Below are 19,028 nucleotides of genomic sequence, written 5' to 3' on the forward strand. Positions count from 1 at the left end.
TTCCTTCTGTATTTTAGCAAAACGCCATAACGATGATTCAAGAGCATGAAATATTTCATGAAAATCTAGTTTCATCAAAACTGGCATGAAAAATGCCTATCATATCGCGACCGGGTTCGTGTCCGGCAATAACTCTAAAAAGAGGGAACGGTATGACGCAGACTTCGAATAAGGCGACCCCAGTGGGTAGCCTTCGGAAATCCATTTTCGCCGGAGTGGCTTTGCTTGCCCTGATTGCGTTTGGCAATAATACGGCCCTTGCTGCAGGTACGCTTCGGATTGGTATGACGGCATCCGACATCCCGTTGACCACGGGCCAGGCCGACCAGGGCGGCGAAGGCCAACGCTTCATGGGATACACGATCTACGATTCGCTGATTGAATGGGATTTGTCGAGCGCCGACAAACCTTCAGTCCTCACGCCGGGGCTTGCTACCTCGTGGGAAATCGATGCTTCAGACAAGCTAAAATGGGTTTTCAAGCTACGCGATGGCGTCAAATTTCATGATGGCAGCGCATTCACCGCCGATTCCGTCGTTTGGAACCTTGATAAGCTGCTCAAAACCGATGCGCCACAGTTCGATCCACGCCAGTCAGCACAGGGAAAATCGCGTATTCCAGCCGTCGCAAGCTACAAGGTCTTGGACCCGCTGACGCTTGAAATTACCACCAAGACCCCGGATGCGACGCTGCCCTACCAGCTGAGCTGGATCACATTGTCGTCGCCCGCCAATTGGGAAGCGCAGGGCAAGAGCTGGGATGCCGTAGCGCAGAAACCATCGGGCACCGGTCCGTGGAAAATGGAAAATGGCTTTACGCCGCGCGAGCGTGCTGAACTCACGCCAAACAAGGAATACTGGGACAAGGCCCGCGTGCCGAAGTTGGACAAGCTTGTGCTCATTCCTCTTCCTGAACCGAATACCCGCGTTGCGGCACTTCGCTCTGGCGAAGTTGACTGGATCGAAGCGCCGCCACCGGATTCAGTGGCCTCGCTGAAGGATGCGGATTTCCAGCTTGTCACCAATGCCTATCCGCACAACTGGACATGGCACTTCTCACGTGTCGAAGGTTCACCATGGAATGACGTTCGCGTCCGTAAGGCCGCTAACCTCGCCGTTGATCGAGAAGGCCTGAAGGAACTGCTCGGCGGATTGATGATCCCTGCCGAAGGTTATCTGCCACCCGGTCATCAGTGGTTTGGCAACCCGACCTTCAAGCTCACCTATGATGTCGAAGCCGCCAAAAAGCTGATGGAGGAGGCCGGATATGGGCCTGACAAGCCGATAAAGACCAAGGTGATCATCTCGTCATCGGGCTCTGGCCAGATGCTGCCTTTGCAGATGAATGAATACATCCAGCAAACGCTCGCCGAGATCGGGATCCTGGTTGAGTATGAAGTGGCGGACTGGAACACCGTCATCAACATCTGGCGTGCCGGTGCCAAGGATGCCAGCTCCAAGGGCGCCACCGCCGTCAATTACAGCTACTTTATCCAGGACCCGTTCACCGCGCTCATCCGCCAGTCCCAATGCAACCTGGTGCCTCCAGCCGGAACCAACTGGGGCTTTTATTGTGATCCGGAAATGGACAAGCTGTTCGATCAGGTTCGTAACAGCTTCGTGCAGGCCGATCAGGACAAGGTGCTCCAGAAGATCCACGAGAAATACGTTGATGAGGCACTGTTCCTGATGGTCACACATGACGTCAACCCGCGGGCGATGTCCAAGAAGGTCAAGGGTTTTGTGCAGGCGCAGAACTGGTTCCAGGACTTCTCGCCAGTTTCTATTGAAGAATAACGCCGGGACTGGTGACAGAAGGATGCGCCGGTTTCCGGCGCATCCGGCAGTGTTCCCCCATTTTTTCCGTGAGGACCACCATGCTGGCCTATACTTTGAAGCGCCTTATCCATCTGATCCCCGTTGCGATCGGCGTCAGTATCGTCTGCTTCCTGCTCATTCACATAGCGCCCGGCGATCCGCTTGCCGCCATCTTGCCTTCTGATGCCTCCGCTGAACAACAGCAACAGGTTCGAGCCTTTTATGGTTTCGATAGACCGCTTGTCGTGCAATATGGGATGTGGGCAGGGAGGGCGCTACAGGGCGACCTCGGCCAGTCGATTGCCACTGGACGCCCAGTCCTTGGCGAAATCGCCGATGCAGTGGTCAATTCGCTCATTCTCGCCTGCGCCGCCACACTCATCGGCTTCACGCTGGGCGCCAGCCTGGGCTTTCTGGCAGGCGTCTATCGCGGGACGTGGATCGACAAGATCGCCTCAGGCATCTCGATGATCGGCGTCAGCATTCCACATTATTGGCTTGGCATGGTGTTGGTAATTGCGTTTTCGGTCACGCTCGGCTGGCTGCCGGCCATGGGTGGTGGACCCGGCGGGTCGGATGGTCGAGCGTTCGACTGGAGCTATATCCGCTATCTCATCCTGCCCGCAATTACCATGTCGGTCATTCCGATGGGGATCATTGCCAGAACCATCCGGTCATTGGTAGCAGATATACTGGCGCAGGATTTCACGCAGGCTCTGGCTGCGAAGGGTCTGATGACGTCACAAATCCTGCGCCACGTCATCCGCAACGCAGCCCCTACCGCGATCTCGGTCATGGGCCTGCAGCTTGGCTATTTGCTTGGCGGGTCGATCCTCATAGAAACGGTTTTCTCCTGGCCCGGAACAGGTTTCCTGCTCAACGGGGCCATCTTTACCCGCGACCTGCCGGTCTTGCAGGGCACCATCCTCGTGCTGGCGATGTTCTTCGTGCTTGTCAACCTCATCGTCGACGTTGCGCAAAGTGCCATCGACCCACGCATTCAGAGGAGCTGAGCCATGTCATCCGCGTCCTCGTTCACGCCAGCAGCATCTGCCAACCTTGCAGCGCCCGTGGCCATCGTTCGCTCACCGGGCTTCTGGAGCGGCGTTGTCCATCGCCTCTGTCGTGATCCCGTTGCACTCGTGGCGCTCGGGTTGATCTTCGTTTTGATCCTGATCGCCATTTTCGCTCCCTATCTGGCGCCCTATGATCCCGCCAAAGCCAGCGTTATCCGCCGCCTGAAACCGATTGGTACGCCGGGCTTTATCCTGGGAACGGACGAACTGGGCCGCGATATCCTTTCGCGGCTGATCTACGGCGCTCGCCTCTCGCTGATTATGGGTGTCATCCCCGTGCCAGTCGCATTCGTTATCGGCTCGGCCATTGGCATCATTGCCGGTTACGCAGGCGGCATCGTCAACACGCTGATCATGCGCACAATCGATGTGTTCTATGCTTTTCCATCAGTGCTTCTGGCGGTGGCGCTATCGGGCGCCCTTGGTTCTGGACTGACCAATGCTCTCGTCTCGCTGACGGTGGTGTTCATCCCGCAGATAGCGCGCGTTGCCGAAAGCGTGACCACACAGGTCCGTCGTCTCGATTATGTCGATGCGGCGCGGGCTTCCGGTGCAGGCCCGGCGACGATCATCACGGTGCATATTCTCGGAAACGTGCTGGGACCGATCTTCGTCTTCGCCACGAGCCTGATTTCAGTGTCGATGATCCTCGCTTCTGGCCTGTCCTTCCTAGGGTTGGGCGTCAGGCCGCCCGAAGCGGAATGGGGACTGATGCTCAACACGCTCCGCACGGCGATCTACACCAACCCTTACGTCGCCGCTCTGCCGGGTGTCATGATCTTCTTCACGTCGATCTGTTTCAACCTTTTCTCTGACGGCCTGCGCAAGGCAATGGATGTGAAATCATGAGCAAGATCGTCGTATCTCCGCCCATGGTGGATTTTCCGACCGGCGAACGCGGAGGCCCGTTACAGCCGCTGATCTCGGTGCGAGGCCTGCAAAGGCACTTTCCGGTCAAAGGGAGCGGCCTCTTCTCTCCCAAGAAGAAGGTGCGTGCCGTCGATGGCATCGATTTCGATATATTGAAGGGCGAAACGCTCGGCGTCGTCGGGGAAAGCGGTTGCGGCAAATCCACAACGGCACGCGTTCTGATGCAGTTGATTCGGCAAGACCAAGGCGAGATCCTGTTCGATGGAGAAACAGTCGGTGGCACGCTGGCACTCAGCGAATACCGCAGGCAGGTCCAGATGGTCTTTCAGGACAGCTACGCCTCGCTCAATCCGCGTCTGACGATCGAGGACTCGATCAGCTTCGGGCCGCGTGTGCACGGCGTTTCAGCACGGGTCGCCATGGCACGCGCCCACGATCTGCTGCACCGGGTAGGGCTGGAGCCGGGCCGGTTTGCCGGACGCTATCCGCACGAGTTGTCCGGCGGCCAACGCCAGCGTGTCAACATCGCCCGTGCGCTGGCACTCGAACCGCGCCTCGTCATTCTCGATGAAGCCGTATCGGCACTCGACAAATCCGTCGAGGCGCAAGTGCTCAATCTGCTTCTCGATCTTAAACGGGATTTCGGCCTAACCTACCTGTTCATCTCGCATGATCTCAACGTCGTGCGCTTCATGTGCGACCGGGTGATGGTGATGTATCTGGGCAAGGTGGTCGAGATCGGCAGCCGTGATGCGATCTTCGAGCATGCGGGACATCCCTATTCTTCAGCACTGCTTGCCTCAATGCCGAAAATAGATCCTGCAGAACGCACCACGGAACCGCCGCTGTTTGGCGATCCGCCAAACCCCATCGATCCGCCGTCCGGTTGCCGTTTTCACACCCGGTGCAATTTCGCCGAGCCGGTCTGCTCGGCGACGGCGCCGCTGCTGTTCGGCGAAAGCTCTGATCACTCGACGGCCTGTCTGATGCCGGTGCCGGGTTCCGGCCACAGCCGGGCACCTGCATTGCGCACACCCGTTCAGATGGAGGCATGAGCATGTCTGAAATCGCACCGATGATCGATATCAAGGATCTCTCTGTCACCTTCAGGCGCGGCCGCAATCCGGTCAGGGCCGTCAACGGTGTGAGCCTGACTGTTCGTCCCGGCGAAGTCGTAGCCCTTCTGGGTGAATCAGGTTCCGGCAAGAGTGTGACGATGCGCTCACTGCTGCGTCTGCATCCGCCCGGAACTCTTATCGAGGGTGGTGTGCATGTGGCCGGGCGCGATGTCATGGCATTGTCGAAGCGAGACCTCGGAGATTTGCGCGGTCCGATTGTCTCGATGGTGTTCCAGGAACCGCGTCTGGCGCTAGACCCTGTCTATACACTCGGTGATCAGATTACGGAAACCATACTGCGGCACGAGAAGGTGAGCCGGATTGAAGCACAGGCAAGAGCGCTGGCTCTTTTCCAGAAAGTGAAAATACCCTCGCCCGAGCGAAGGCTCGGTAACTATCCGCACGAAATGTCTGGCGGAATGTTACAGCGTTCCATGATTGCCATGGCAATCGCCTGCAATCCGAAAGTGCTTCTCGCCGACGAGCCGACGACGGCGCTTGATGCGACGGTACAAATACAGATTCTGCTTCTGATCCGCGAGTTGCAACGCGAATATGGTCTTGCCGTGATCTTCGTCACCCATGATATTGGCGTTGCTGCCGAGGTCGCCGACCGCATCGCAGTGATGTATGCAGGGCGGATCGTCGAGGAAGGCAAGGTTGCAGATATTATCCGCCATCCACGCCACCCCTATACGCAGGGCTTGCTCGGTGCTCGCGTCGAGTTGGCAAACGGTCGAGACCGGCTGATCACCATTCCCGGCTCGCCCCCCGATCTCGCAAACCTGCCATCAGGCTGCGCCTTTGCGCCTCGCTGCGAAAGGGTCTCCGACGAATGCCGTGCGGACGTGCCCCCCCTCTTTCCGCATTCTGACGCTATGGGTCAGGTGGCTTGTATTCATCCCGGTTAGCTGTCTCCAGCATCAACCGACCAACAATGAAGAAGGAGGCGCGCTCTGATCCTCGGTGTGCGTTCAAGACAATGCCGCTGATCCGACTGATAAATCCGAATACGTCCCAGGCCACAACACGAATGATGACGTCTATCGCGCGTTCCACGCTTGATTCATTTTTCGATCTAGAGGGAGTAACCGCGACAGACGGAGTTCCGATGATCCTGGATGCCATGCAGCTTGCTGCTTCGGAACAAGGTGTTGTCGATATGGCTGTTGTCGACAAGAACAGACTGAGCGGCATTATCATCGGCGCCTTCGGTGATCCTGCCATAGATCTCGTGCGCAAGCGCGTGAATTGCCCGGTGGTCGGTCTTTGTGAAGCGAGTATGCTGGAGGCCTCCGCAGGTGCGCGTAAATTCGGCATCGCGACAGTCACGCCGCGGCTCGTGGAAAGCTTTGGCGCCAAGGCGGATAGTCTTCAGCTCGCCCATCTCTTCACCGGAACAAGGCTAACCGCAGGTGATCCCGAGAGGCTGGTAGCCTCGAAAGAACGGCTCGAGGAGGCGTTGTTTCACGCGGTTCAGGAATGTTTTGAAAAGGATGGTGCGGATGCAGTCATCATCGGCGGTGGACCGCTGGGGCAGGTAGCGTTCACCCTCGCAAATCGGTTCCGGCAACCTGTCATCGCACCCATACCCGCAGCGATAAGGCTGCTTGTCCAACGGATGAAAGATTGGACCGTGGATCAAACATAACAGTCGGATTGCTCTGGCGTTTCGCAAGCTGGACAAGCTCAGACCACGGTTTTGCATCCATGGACATGCGCATCCGATTTTCTGCGACACCCCTACGGAGTTGGACTTGTCCTTCAAAGAACGCTCATTTCTTTATCGGGTCCGGCAGGCTCTGCCGACCCTGCATCCGGCGGAGCGGCGGCTGGGAGATTTCGTGTGCGATTTTCCCGGCGAACTGGCAAGCTATTCGGCATCTGAACTGGCGATACTGGCACACGTCTCAAAGGCGACCGTCTCTCGCTTCGTGCAAAAGTTGGGTTATGAAAATTATGACGAGGCAAGACGCCATGCGCGCGCCGAAAAACAGACGGGGTCACGGCTCTTTCTGTCGGCGAAGGGCATTGCATCGGATGGTCAATCGATTGCAGCGCATGTCGCACAGAGCATAACAAATATTGAAACCACGTTTCTGTCGATATCGGACAGCCAGATCGACGCCATCGCGGAAGCCCTTTCTTCGGCTCGAAAAGTCTGGGTCGTGGGGTTCCGCAGCAGTCAACCCTTCGCGTCCTATCTGCAATGGCAATTGACGCAGGTTATAGAAAACATCGTCGCCATTCCTGGTCCGGGCCAGACGCTCGGTGAACATCTGGTCAGCATCATGCCGGACGACGTGGTGGTGTTCTTTGGTCTGCGTCGTCGGATTGCTGGCATGGATATGATCCTCGAGCAGATTGAAAAGGCAAGGCCGAGATTTCTTTATGTGACGGATGAGGGGGCTCCGCTGCTGGGCAGCGCAACCTGGCACATCTATTGCCAGACGCTCGCGCCCGGGCCGCTCTTCAACCACACCGCGGTCATGGCCTTGTGCCACCTCATCATAACCCGCTGCCTCGAAAAAGCGCACGTCACTGGCCGCTCACGTCTTCGCGCTATTGAGGCGATAAACGACAGCCTGGATGAACTTTAAACGCGTCTGTCGTATTTGGCAGGATAACTCGATAACCACCCGGTTTTTAACGGCACGCGTCCGTAGAATTCTCCAGGCGTGGCCGCAATAATCAACGGTGTTGTCTTAAGGTTTGAGCATACGGTTCGAGAGCCAGTGGGTGCGCATGAGTTGCCTGATGTTATCGGATCACTGGGCTCGTTGGATATTTGCCAGCGTTTGTGAAACATGATGAGGATAGCGTGTGCGTCATCGGCGACGTCGCGGGGTATCACGGGCCGATGCTGGCTCTTGGCATTGGTACCAGGTGCCCGAAGAGCGCAATATTTACGCGTGAATCAACACTGTGCGCTTTTTCAACGTCACAGGAGGCGGTGTCCCATGACGCAAGATATCGTTTAAGATATCGGCTAGCAGACCGGAACCACGCCGAGGGAGCCCGGCCTTCATCCCTGTTTGGACATTGGATGTCGTTGTAAGAACTGGAATACATGAGAGGCGACGCGCTCAGTCTCGATATCGGGAAAGAAATGTCCACCGGGGACCGCATGAACCTCAAGGTTGGCACAGAACGGAATCCAGACCGACGGCATGTCGTAGAGCCTGGCCATGGCACCTGATTCTCCGTACAGGACCAATGATGGTGCTGCTACCAGCCGCTCGCGATCTTGGAGGTCATTGGCAAAGTCGACTTTCACAGCGGCTCTATAGTCGTTGCAGCTTCCAGAAATCGCATCATGGTCATGCCAAGATGCACGATATGCCATCAGCTGATCATCTGCGAAATCCGTCGCTATCGCCCCGCCCCAGCCAAACAGACAGGTCTCGTAAAACAGATCCGGATTGGCCTTGATCATTTCCTCCGGAAACGGTGCTGGTTGCGCAAGGAAAAACCAATGCCAATAGCTTTGCGCAACCTCCTTTCGAAGGTCACTCAGCAACTGAACAGTCGGCACGATGTCTATCAGCGTCACGCTCGCAACCGCGCCTTCGTGATCCAGACATAGACGGTGGGCAACACGCGCGCCGCGGTCATGACCGACAACATGAAACCTGTTGTAACCGAGGCGGCTCATCAGTTCCACCTGGTCCACAGCCATGGCGCGAAAGCTGTAGTTTGACAGGTTCGCGTCGGCCACGGGCTTGGACGACTGTCCGTAGCCGCGAAGATCCGCGCACACCACCCGGTAGCCGAGCGCAACGAGTGCTGGCGCGATCTTCGCCCAGAGCGCTTTGTTTTGTGGAAACCCGTGTAGGAGTAAAACGGGATCCCCGGTACCGGCAGCAACGTAGGAAATCTCGACCCCGTTGACTGCAACTCGACCGCTTTCAAAACCTGCAAAGAGTGTCATTGGTCAAGCAACGATCTTATCGGCAGATACGCTGCTGTCTTGTCCACTGGCTGAAGCTGTCGGGTCAACACCGACCAGCTTGCTTACATCGTCCAGGCGTTTGGCTTGCTCCTGCGAAAGCTTGATCGAGACCGCGCCGATATTGGCTTGCAACTGCGCCAGCGACCGTGGACCAATCATCGGTATCGCACCATGAATACCGGCCCAGGCAATGGCCACACGGTCGGGGCTTGTCTCGAGTTCCCCGGCGATTTCGAGCACGGTATCGAGAATGCGTGTGCGCTGTTCGCTGTTCTCGGCCTGGAAGACGCGCCCTCCCATTTTTTCTGCACGGCCGATTTCGCCGTTTCGATATTTGCCTGTTAGGACACCACCACCTAGCGGAGACCACGTCACAATACCAAGGCCAAGTGCCTTGGCGGCCGGAAACAGATCAGCTTCGGGCTCGCGATGCACGAGGCTGTGCTCAAACTGCGCTGCGGCAATTGGGACGGCGCGGGTGAGTTCAGCGATGGTCACGGCGCGCGCAATCCGCCAGGCCGGAAAATTCGACAGACCTGCGTAAAGAATTTTGCCCGCGCGCGCGAGGTCGTCAAGCCCACGAACAATCTCTTCCGAGGGGGTCAAGCCATCAGGGTGGTGAACCCAAAAAATATCGATCCGCTCGGTTTTTAACCGCTTGAGGCTTCCTTCCAGTGATGCGACCATGGCTTTACGGCTATTCCCAGTCATGAGACGGTCCGCATTCGGGGTCGCTCCACTGGTGTATTTGGTCGCCAGCACGAAATTTTCACGACGATCGTGCAACAGTTCTCCGATGATCTCCTCAGATTGCCCGAACTGATAGATGTCAGCGGTATCGATGAAATTGCCACCCGCTTCGGCATAGGCATTGAAGATGGCAGTGCATTCTTCCGCTGTGGCGCCATGTCCCCAGCCTGTGCCGAAGTTAGCAGTGCCAAGCGCGATTTGTGATACGCGCAAGCCGGTGTTTCCAAATGGGCTATAGTTCATGATATTTCCTTTTCTAGCGGCCGGTCAGGCCATTTTCGGTTTTTGGATGAGATTTGTTTTTTGAATGGCGAACACTGCGATGGCAGCGATCAGGCAAATCAAACCCGCAATATAGAAAGCGGGAAGATAGGTGGCGTAAAGACTGCGGGTTAGCCCCGCACCCCAGGCGGCAAGAGCTGCGCCGATCTGGTGGCCGAAGAAGATCCAGCCGAAAACGATGGTAGCGTCAGGCCCGAATTTCTCCGCTGCCAGTTTGACAGTAGGTGGAACGGTGGCCAGCCAATCAAGGCCATAAAAGACCGTGAAGATGGTGAGCTCATAGAACCCGAAATCGGTGTAAGGCAGATAGAGAAGCGAGAGGCCGCGCAGGGCGTAGTACCAGAACAGCAGCCAGCGGCTGTCGAATCGGTCTGATAGCCATCCAGAGCCAATGGTGCCGATGAAATTGAAAGCCCCGATGGCTGCAAGCATGCCGGCGGCCATGACAGGTGCAATACCGAAATCACCGCAGATGGCGACCAGATGGGTCTGCACAAGGCCGGTTGTTGTCGCCCCGCAGATGAAGAAGGTACCGAACAAGATCCAGAATGTGCCGGACTTGGCAGCGACACGAAGGACGCGAAGGGGTGCGACAAGCGTTTTTGCGAGCGATGGTGCCAGTGTTTCCGGCGCGGGCGCTTCCGTCGCCCCGTAGGGCAGGAGGCCGATATCGGCAGGCCTGTCGCGCATCAGCAAGAGAACGACGACGGCGCTGAGCCCGAGCAATGCCAGCAGCAGACTGAGCGCGATACGCCAGCCCCATGCTTCGGAGAGTGTGGCAAAGGCCGGGAGAAATATGACCTGTCCCGTGGCCACGCTGGCGCTGAGCAGGCCGATGACCAGACCGCGCTTGGCAACAAACCAGCGGGTGGCGACAGTCGCGCCCAGGACCATTGCGGTGAAGCCTGTTCCCAGCCCCACAACGACGCCCCAAAGAAGGAACAGCTCGGTCAGGGTTGTCATCGTGAAGGAACCGACAACGCCAGCGGCAATCAATGCAAGCGCGAAAATGGAAACGCGCTTCACCCCGAAACGGGTAATAAAAGCCGCGGCGAAGGGACCGACAGCACCGAAAAGAAGAAAGCGAATGGCAAATGCCGCAGAAATATCGGCGACGTCCCAGCCGAATTCCTTCTGTAACGGGCCGATCAGGACACCCGGTGCGCCAACGGCACTGGCGCCAACCATCATGGTGAGAAAGGTCACCGCAACGATCACCCAGCCATAATGAATGCCGCGCTTTGACAAGGCGTGTGCTATTGGCGGTGTATCGGAAGCAGCGGGAGTTGGGCCTGTCATGAAGCTTCCTTATGCGGGTATATGCATCATTTTGCTTAAATAATCAGATCGAACGAAGAATATCCTGAAGCGCAGTCATCTTGATCGCGCCAAGCCGTTTTTCCATCGCAGCCTGGCAATCGTCCCAGACAGGCCCGGCAGTCTCCAGCATGTCCGTCCCCGCTCTAGTTAGCATGATGAGCGCTTCGCGCTGATCGACGCCGCTGCGGCGGGTTTCAACAAGCCCCATGCGCTCAATGACTTTTACGTTTCTGCCGATCGTGGAGCGGTCGAGATATGCCTCTCGAGCAAGTTCACTAAGGCTGATCGGCTGCAAGCGTTCGATGCGCCGCAACATGGAAAATTGCGCGACATTGATGCCGACCGGCAAGAGCGCCTCGTCATAGAATGAGGAAACCTTCCTGGTCGCCTCGCGCAGCATCGTTGAATAACAGTGGGCCATTATGCGTGCATATACCCTTAAATTGTCCCCGTCAACGCCTCTTGGACAGGTGCCTTTAAGCCCGTCCAGGGCCGAGCTATCTGGCGGCGCTGTATGTTTCTTTCGTGAGCGGCATCGCTCGCATCGCGACCGGTTGAGGTAGACAAGCCGGTCGCTGGTTCGAGGTGGTTACATCGGGGGCACGACGCCATTGGTGCCGACCACGACGCGGCCGCTTGACATCGATCCGTCAGCAGCCTTTTCCGATGGTACGAAGACGGTCGCGCCCGCCTTTATGTCGGCGACGACGGCAGGTGCGAATGTGACGATGGGTGTGCCTTGCGGAATGGTGATCTTTTTCTCTTTCCCCTGATAGGTTAATGTAACGGTGTGGCCATCAATCGATTTGACCGAATCTGCGACCGTCGCGTTGGTCATGGAGCTATTTGGCTTCAGATCCCAGGCATAGCTTCCTTCCCCCGTACCCTTCATGGATGCTGGAAAAATCAGGACTTCCAACGCGCCGTCGCCACCGTCTGCCTTAGGCAACGATGCTATGCCCACAAAATCGCCAGGCTTGATATCATCAATAGACGCCTTGGCGACGCTCGAAATCTTGAAATCATCCTTGAGCGTGATTGTGGCATCGCTGCCCTCTCGGGTCTTGACGGACAGGGTTTTGCCCTCGAGGCTTTCAACGGTGCCTCGGACACGGACCTGATCGGCAGCATAAGTGGCAGAGCCCACGGACATGGCGAGCAACATGCCTGCGATGACCGATGTGCGGGTTCCGACGACGACTTTGGAAACGGACAGCATATCTTCTTCCTTTCAGAGCCCTATCGATTCAAACCACCGGCAGATGCGGGTTGGAAATCTGCCGGTGTCATGTCCTCATAAGGGAAACCATCCCTGTGTCTGGTCGTAAAGATCACCAGCCCGCGGTTGTTCCGCATGCAGTTTGGAAAAGCGATCTCAACTCCCTGCCTCCAAGCCGAGCGCCGGACCGCTTCTCGGTGATGATCTTTAGTCGGCGCTAGCGGACTGAACTTCTCGTTTCGACAATGGAGGCAAGAAGGGCTGCGCCGACTGGAATAATATCATCATCAAAAATGTAGGAGGGATTATGGAGCGGAGCGGTGTTTTCCTGGCCAATGAAAAAATAAGCGCCCGGTACGATCTTCAGCATATCCGCGAAGTCTTCGCTTGCCATGAAAGGTGGGCAATTCGCCTCAACCTGTTTTTGCCCAAGAAGCGAACTCGCTATGTCAACCACCGACTGCGTTTGAACAGGATGATTGTAAAGTACGGAAAAGACATCGCGAATATCGACGTCGATCTCCACGCCGTAGAGCTCCTCGCAGCCTTTCGAAACCTGACGCATCTTTTTGCGCACTAGCACGCGCGTCGCCTCATCCAGAGCGCGGATTGTTCCACCCAACTCCACCAGGTCTGGAATGACGTTATAGGCTGATCCCGCAGATATCTTCGTCACCGAAATGACGGCCGACGATATCGGAGAGATGTTTCGCGAGACAATTGTCTGGAAGGACTGAATCAGTGTGTTCATGACAATGACGGGGTCAACAGTCGTATCCGGGAGCGCTGCGTGACCTCCTTTGCCCCGGATGCGAATATCGAAGAAGTCTGCTCCAGCCATCGCGGCGCCGTTGGAGATTGCAACCGTTCCCTTGGGATGATGGGGTGCGTTGTGAAGCGCGTAGATTTCATCACATGGAAACCGCTCGAAAAGCCCGTCGGAGATCATCGCCCGCGAACCGCCTAGCCCCTCTTCGGCAGGCTGGAAAACAAACATCGCGGTCCCGGCGAAGTTTTTCGTTTCAGCAAGGTAACGGGCAGCACCGAGAAGCATTGTCATGTGTCCGTCGTGCCCGCAGCCATGGAACCGGTTCTCAATTCGAGATCGGTATGGCAGATTGGTCAACTCCTGCATCGGCAAAGCATCCATATCTGACCGCAGGGCAATCGTCGGGCCATCACCATTCCTTAGCAAGCCAACAAGGCCCGTCTTACCGATGCCGCGATGCACTTCGATGCCAATGGCCTGCAAATGCGTTGCCACAACGTCCGACGTTCGCTTCTCTTCAAATCCGATTTCCGGGTTCGCGTGAAGATCATGGCGAATGGAGACGAGATCGGGAAGAAATCCTGTGATGTGGTTTACGATTGACATGGGGCAGGGATCCTAAGCTTGTTCGCGCCGCAGATGACAGGCGACATCGGTGCCATTGCTCGTAGGCTCGAGTTGAGGCCGATCTGTCCAGCAACGCTCGATCTTGATGGGGCAGCGTGTAACGAAGGGGCACCCTGACGGTGCTGCAAGCGGACTTGGAATTTCGCCCGACAAAACGATCTTCTTACGTGCTCTTTGCGCCACGGGGTCAGCCAGCGGAATGGCCGATAGCAGCGCCTCGGTATAGGGATGGCGCGGTGAACCGTATACGTCATCTGTCCTTCCCCGCTCGACGATGGTGCCAAGATACATGACCACGACATCGTCGGCGATGTGACGAACTACGGACAGATCATGTGAAATGAACAGGTAGCTCAAGTTGAGCTCCCGTTGAAGCTTCATCAGAATATTCAGGACCTGTGAACGGATCGACACATCCAGAGCCGAAACGGGCTCGTCACACACGATCAGTTTGGGCGACAGAGCGAGTGCACGCGCAATCACCACGCGTTGCCTTTGACCCCCCGATATTTCGTTGGGGAAACGGCTGGCCTGCGTGGCTGAGAGACCGACCATCTCCATAAGCTCAGCCACTCGTTTCGCGCGATCAGCGCGTGACCAGCGACGGATCCTCAACGGTTCACCAATGCTGTCTGCGATCGTCATTTTCGGGTTAAGGGCCGCACTCGGATCCTGGAAAATAATCTGCATCTCGTTTGAGATAAGGTCATGTCGCGCCTTGGGCTGCATGGAAGCCAAAGGCTTGCCATCAAAATGGATTTCGCCGCTGGTGACGGATGCAAGGCCCAGAATTCCGTACCCGGTCGTGGACTTGCCGCAGCCGCTCTCGCCAACAAGAGCAAGCGTCTTGCCGCGTTCGATGTCCATCGAGACGCCATCCACGGCCTTGAGGACAGCGCGTCCGCCGGATGCTGCCGGTTGGCTGACATTGAAATGTATCTTCAGGTCTTTCACGGAGAGAAGGGGTGAGGTCATGCCAGTTCAACCGTTCTTTCGGCGTGCCAACATTCACGCAGGTGAGTAAACTCGCCGATAGAACTGCCATTCGGCGCGGGCTCGGTGGCGGGCTGTGTTTCGCAAATCGCGTCGCTCAATGGGCACCGATTGCGAAAACGACAGCCGATAGGCCAGTTGCCCACATCGGGAACGGTGCCTTTTATGGTGTTGAGTTCTGTCTTGCGTTCACCCGAAAGCTTGGGGATCGTCGTCAACAGCAGTTTTGTGTAGGGATGCGCTGGCGCTGTAAAAACGTCATCGACCAACCCGGTCTCCACGATCCTTCCCGCATACATGACAGCGACCCGATCGGCCATTTCGGCGACGACGCCCATGTCGTGTGTAATCAACAGGATGGACATGCCGGTCTCCTGTCGGAGGTTTTTCATGAGGTCGAGGATCGACGCCTGGATGGTCACATCAAGCGCCGTCGTCGGCTCGTCGGCAATGAGAAGTTTTGGCTTTGAGATCAGCGCCGCCGCAATCGAGACGCGCTGACACATACCACCTGACAGTTCGAATGCGTACTGGCTGTAGCGTCGCTCAGGGTCTGAGATGCCAACGCGTCGCATGATCTCGATGGCGGTCGTTTTGGCCTCGGCCTTGCCCGTTCCCCGGTTGAGAATGAGAGCCTCGGCAATCTGGTCACCGACATGCATCAGTGGATTGAGCGCGGCAATCGGCTCCTGAAAGATGACGGACATATTGGCGCTGCGAAAGGCTCGCCGCTCGCTTGGACTTAAGTTGCCCACATCCTTGTCGGCAATCCGCAAATTTCCCTGCATCTTGGCCGCGTCTGGTAAAAGCCCCAGAATGGATAGCGCCGTCATGCTCTTGCCACAGCCGCTTTCGCCAACGATGGCCAGTATCTCGCCCTGCTGTATTGAAAGGTCGATCCCATCGACAATCGCCGCACCATCGATGCTAACGCGCAAACCTTCCACATTCAACAGCGGCGCCGATTGTCCAACCATCATGTGGTCTCCTTGCCGGTCTCGCCCTCAGCCGCCACATGGGCCCAAGGGCTGTAGGGGTGCGCCTGGCCGACATGCATGCCGTCGCTTCTGATCATCACGGCCGACGGGATCGCGAAATTGACCGGGTAGAGTGCGTTGTCGACAATCTCCACCGGGTAGTGTTCGGATACGGCAGCGGCGATGTCGTCGGCATCGCGCTGGTCGATCTTGATTGTCGGCGTGCTGCTGTCGATGCGGGGGCGATGAAATGCCTCTTCAAGCGTCAACCCGTAATCGACAACGTAGGACACAAGCTGCGTCAGCGCCGGGAAAATCTGTCGACCACCCGCGGCACCGATGGCCATGAATGGCTGTCCATCCTTGCGCAGCACGAGCGGGCACATATTGGCAAGCGGCTTCACACCTGCGGCGATGGAGTTCGGGTGGCCCGGACGCGGATCGAACCACATCATGCCGTTGTTCATCAAAAACCCGGTTTCCGGCAGGGCGACCTTCGATCCGAACCGCGACAGAAGCGTGTTTGTCAGCGAGACCATGTTCCCTTCCGCATCGACCACGCTGATATGGCTCGTGCAATCGCCATCCGGTGTCGCCGCTTGTCCCATTGTGATCAGCCGTTTCCGATAGGACGTGCGTGCGGCTGTGGCATAGGCAACGGCGGACGCCGCATTCGGCATCTCGTTAACCACAAGAGAACTTGCAAGCAATTCCATAGCCTCGATGAAGCTGGGTCCGCCGCTCAATCCTGGTATCACGTTGATTTCGAACCCTCGATAATCCATCGTCTTCGGTTCGACCCAACGCGGCTGATAGGAGGCCAAATCTTCCATATCTATGGGCGATCCACCCGCGTTCAGGTCACGCACAAGACTTGCAGCGATATCGCCGTCATAAAAGTCACGCGCCCCCGCTTCTGCCAGCCTTCGCAGAACCTTGACCTTGGCATTCATGGGGCGGTGAACATCTCCGGCGCGATCCGATGTCCGGGGTGGCTTCCCGTTTTCCAGGAAAATATCAGATGTCGTCGGGAATCTCGACAGAGTTGCCCATTCGGTCGCGATACAGAAACAGGCAAACCAGTCCATCAGCAGACCGCGCTCGGCATGCTCGATAGCCGGGGCCAGCGCCTCCGCCCAGCTTAATGTTCCAAAGCGCTTGAGTGCTTCGGAGAAGCCTGCAATTGTTCCTGGGACGCAAATGGACCGATAACCAATGAGATTGGCGTCGTCTTTCACACCAGGCCAATTGAACCAGTCGCCACCCTGATCGCCAATGATCGGATAGTTTCCTGGATCCAGTTTGCGCGATGACTTCACGCCGAAATCCAGACCTTGGACATCACCCGTCTTGACATCGGCATAAAGCAGAAACCCACCTCCGCCAATGCCTGAAAGCCAAGGCTCCACAACACTCAGTACAAGGCCTGTGACGATTGCAGCGTCCATGGCGTTGCCGCCTCTTGCCAGAACATCTGCTCCCGCTTCTGCTGCAAAGCGGTTCTGGGCCGAGACGATGCCCGCGCGATTTTCGACGGAAGGCTTTTGTATTGTCCAGGTCTGCATCAGGTCATTCCATATTTGTGCGGGTTTTGAACCCCGCCGGTATTTCGGCATCGACACGATATTTGTCGTGATTGGGCGAGTTCTTATGGTGGCTGGCTATGTCTCCGACAGTGGCAACCCAGACATCTTTTTCCCGGGTTACGAGGTCGAGTAGCTTTTCGAGGAGATGGATTCGGTGCGCCCTGCCGGAAATCCAGTCATGGACTGTCAGCATCAGCATGCCGCCATAACGGTGCAGGTTTTGCCACTCGTCACGCCATATCTCGAAGACGGCCTGAGGCGATGCAGGCGACCAGTTGTCGGCTCCCCCGCCTAGAAATTTGAAATAGATGGCGTCGTCGATCGCCCACTGCACCGGAACCTCAACGACATCTCCGATGACGTATGGATGATCAAAGCCCGACAGGGACGTATCGTACAGCCCGTGGCGCTGGATTTCAGCCAGCATATGAGGCGTCAATTCCCATGCAGGCGAGCGGAAACCGGCCGGTTTTATCCCAGTCTGGCGATGAAAAATCTCGAGTGATGTTTCGAGCGCCTGGGAAAACTCGTCGTCGCTCGTCTGCGAGACGATTTCATGAAAGTAGCCATGCAGACCGATTTCGTGGCCGCGTTCGACGAATGCTGGCAACAGCTCAGGATAGTACTCGGCCACTGAACCCGGCACGAAAAAACTGCCTTTGATGTCGTATCGCTCCAGCAGGTCGAGAATGCGCCAGATACCAACACGTGGGCCGTAGCGCCGTTGCTCCAGTTGACCCAGATACCGCGGCGACGCGTCGTCCCGATTTTGCCACAGCCATGGAGAATCGGCATCGACATCGACAGAGAACGAGAACGCGCTTTTCTTGCCGTCGGGCCACTGATAATCGGGCCATGGGCCAGAGTTCTGCAAAAGAGGTGTCAAAGTGCACTCCTCTTCTCCTGAAAGACCGTCATGACCCCCGCGGAGTTGCCGCCGTCTACAGTCAGAGTAGCACCGGTGACGTAGGCTGCCTTGTCGCCCGCGAGGTAAAACAGCGCGTCTGTCACATCCTTGGCCGATGATGCCCTGCCCAGAGGGATGGTGTTGGTAACAGTATTCACATGGTCGTCGGTTAGTTTGCTGACAGCGCTGCCCGCCGCAAAGCCGGGTTCCAGGGCATTCACGCGAATTCCATATTCTGCCAATTCCAGAGAGAACCCCTTGGTCAAACGGTCAAGCGCTGTTTTCGACACGCAATACGGCACGACGGTACGGCGCATCTTGCGGGCCGCACCTGAGGAGATGTTGACGATATTGCCACGCACCTCTTCCTTGATCATCAATCGAGCCATGCCACGCGTGATCGCGAAGGGAGCGCGCAGATTGATGTCGAAAATCTGATCCCATTCCGCGACATCGATATCCAGAAGGAAGCCGCTTGGGTAGATACCGGCGTTGTTCACGACAACATCCGGAGCACCCCAGTTTTTTCCAACAGCGTCCACAAGTCCCTGGATAGACTGCGCATCTGTGAGATCGCAGGTGTGAACGAACGACTGTTCCGACAGCGTCAGCCGTGTAGCAAGTGCATCGAGTTCTGCTGTCCGGGCATCGGTGAGACACAGATGCGCACCCGCTGAATGGAGCGCCTCGACAATCCATTGACCGATGACGCCGCACGCACCTGTCACAACGACGCGTTTACCGGAAAAATCGCTACTCATAGAA

General features: G+C 56.9%; 18 protein-coding genes. 7 read left to right on the forward strand and 11 right to left on the reverse strand.

Features of this window, described 5'->3' with window-relative positions:
* The first annotated feature begins 152 nt into the window (after window positions 1–152).
* From GGQ73_RS00825 to GGQ73_RS00855, 7 genes are all read left to right on the forward strand, one after another.
* Window positions 153–1,796, forward strand: coding sequence for an ABC transporter substrate-binding protein (locus GGQ73_RS00825; RefSeq protein WP_183893197.1), 1,644 nt, complete (start codon window positions 153–155; stop codon window positions 1,794–1,796).
* 80 nt (window positions 1,797–1,876) lie between these two features.
* Window positions 1,877–2,830: an ABC transporter permease gene (locus GGQ73_RS00830; protein ID WP_183893199.1), complete on the forward strand. Its 954-nt coding sequence runs from the start codon at window positions 1,877–1,879 to the stop codon at window positions 2,828–2,830.
* A 3-nt stretch (window positions 2,831–2,833) separates the two neighbouring features.
* Window positions 2,834–3,742: an ABC transporter permease gene (locus tag GGQ73_RS00835; RefSeq protein WP_183893201.1), complete on the forward strand. Its 909-nt coding sequence runs from the start codon at window positions 2,834–2,836 to the stop codon at window positions 3,740–3,742.
* A complete protein-coding gene (locus tag GGQ73_RS00840) occupies window positions 3,739–4,818 on the forward strand; it encodes an ABC transporter ATP-binding protein (protein ID WP_183893203.1) in 1,080 nt (359 codons plus the stop codon). The genes GGQ73_RS00835 and GGQ73_RS00840 overlap by 4 nt, the downstream gene beginning before the upstream one ends.
* A 2-nt stretch (window positions 4,819–4,820) precedes the next feature.
* A complete protein-coding gene (locus GGQ73_RS00845) occupies window positions 4,821–5,792 on the forward strand; it encodes an ABC transporter ATP-binding protein (protein ID WP_210290001.1) in 972 nt (323 codons plus the stop codon).
* Window positions 5,793–5,818: 26 nt separating this feature from the next.
* Window positions 5,819–6,532, forward strand: a complete 714-nt coding sequence (locus GGQ73_RS00850; RefSeq protein ID WP_234910833.1) for an aspartate/glutamate racemase family protein — start codon at window positions 5,819–5,821, stop codon at window positions 6,530–6,532.
* Between the two features lie 106 nt (window positions 6,533–6,638).
* Window positions 6,639–7,481 carry a MurR/RpiR family transcriptional regulator gene (locus GGQ73_RS00855; protein WP_183893207.1) on the forward strand — a complete coding sequence of 281 codons (843 nt, stop codon included), beginning with the start codon at window positions 6,639–6,641 and terminating at the stop codon, window positions 7,479–7,481.
* 425 nt (window positions 7,482–7,906) lie between these two features.
* On the opposite strand, the gene GGQ73_RS00860 is transcribed toward GGQ73_RS00855, so the two are convergent.
* From GGQ73_RS00860 to GGQ73_RS00910, 11 genes are all read right to left on the reverse strand, one after another.
* Window positions 7,907–8,812 carry an alpha/beta fold hydrolase gene (locus tag GGQ73_RS00860; RefSeq protein ID WP_183893209.1) on the reverse strand — a complete coding sequence of 302 codons (906 nt, stop codon included), beginning with the start codon at window positions 8,810–8,812 and terminating at the stop codon, window positions 7,907–7,909.
* 3 nt (window positions 8,813–8,815) lie between these two features.
* The gene (locus GGQ73_RS00865; RefSeq protein WP_183893211.1) at window positions 8,816–9,826 is read right to left on the reverse strand and encodes an aldo/keto reductase; all 1,011 of its coding nucleotides are present in this window, start codon (window positions 9,824–9,826) and stop codon (window positions 8,816–8,818) included.
* 24 nt (window positions 9,827–9,850) lie between these two features.
* Window positions 9,851–11,164 carry an MFS transporter gene (locus GGQ73_RS00870; protein WP_234910834.1) on the reverse strand — a complete coding sequence of 438 codons (1,314 nt, stop codon included), beginning with the start codon at window positions 11,162–11,164 and terminating at the stop codon, window positions 9,851–9,853.
* A gap of 43 nt (window positions 11,165–11,207) precedes the next feature.
* Window positions 11,208–11,606: a MarR family winged helix-turn-helix transcriptional regulator gene (locus GGQ73_RS00875; RefSeq protein ID WP_183893213.1), complete on the reverse strand. Its 399-nt coding sequence runs from the start codon at window positions 11,604–11,606 to the stop codon at window positions 11,208–11,210.
* Between the two features lie 168 nt (window positions 11,607–11,774).
* A complete protein-coding gene (locus GGQ73_RS00880) occupies window positions 11,775–12,404 on the reverse strand; it encodes a hypothetical protein (RefSeq protein ID WP_183893215.1) in 630 nt (209 codons plus the stop codon).
* Between the two features lie 217 nt (window positions 12,405–12,621).
* Window positions 12,622–13,779 carry a M20 aminoacylase family protein gene (locus GGQ73_RS00885; protein ID WP_183893217.1) on the reverse strand — a complete coding sequence of 386 codons (1,158 nt, stop codon included), beginning with the start codon at window positions 13,777–13,779 and terminating at the stop codon, window positions 12,622–12,624.
* A gap of 12 nt (window positions 13,780–13,791) precedes the next feature.
* Window positions 13,792–14,775: an ABC transporter ATP-binding protein gene (locus tag GGQ73_RS00890; RefSeq protein ID WP_174155224.1), complete on the reverse strand. Its 984-nt coding sequence runs from the start codon at window positions 14,773–14,775 to the stop codon at window positions 13,792–13,794.
* Window positions 14,772–15,773 carry an ABC transporter ATP-binding protein gene (locus GGQ73_RS00895; protein WP_183893219.1) on the reverse strand — a complete coding sequence of 334 codons (1,002 nt, stop codon included), beginning with the start codon at window positions 15,771–15,773 and terminating at the stop codon, window positions 14,772–14,774. The genes GGQ73_RS00890 and GGQ73_RS00895 overlap by 4 nt, the downstream gene beginning before the upstream one ends.
* Entirely contained in the window at window positions 15,770–17,335 is a 1,566-nt protein-coding gene (locus GGQ73_RS00900; RefSeq protein WP_183893221.1) for a gamma-glutamyltransferase family protein, read from the reverse strand. The genes GGQ73_RS00895 and GGQ73_RS00900 overlap by 4 nt, the downstream gene beginning before the upstream one ends.
* A gap of 4 nt (window positions 17,336–17,339) precedes the next feature.
* Complete coding sequence (locus GGQ73_RS00905) at window positions 17,340–18,242, reverse strand: polysaccharide deacetylase family protein (RefSeq protein WP_183893223.1); 903 nt, start codon at window positions 18,240–18,242, stop codon at window positions 17,340–17,342.
* Window positions 18,239–19,024, reverse strand: coding sequence for an SDR family NAD(P)-dependent oxidoreductase (locus GGQ73_RS00910; RefSeq protein ID WP_183893225.1), 786 nt, complete (start codon window positions 19,022–19,024; stop codon window positions 18,239–18,241). Before GGQ73_RS00910 ends, GGQ73_RS00905 begins: the two co-directional genes overlap by 4 nt.
* Window positions 19,025–19,028: the final 4 nt, after the last annotated feature.

Source organism: Rhizobium skierniewicense, from assembly GCF_014196515.1.
GTDB classification, from domain to species: Bacteria; Pseudomonadota; Alphaproteobacteria; order Rhizobiales; family Rhizobiaceae; genus Agrobacterium; species Agrobacterium skierniewicense.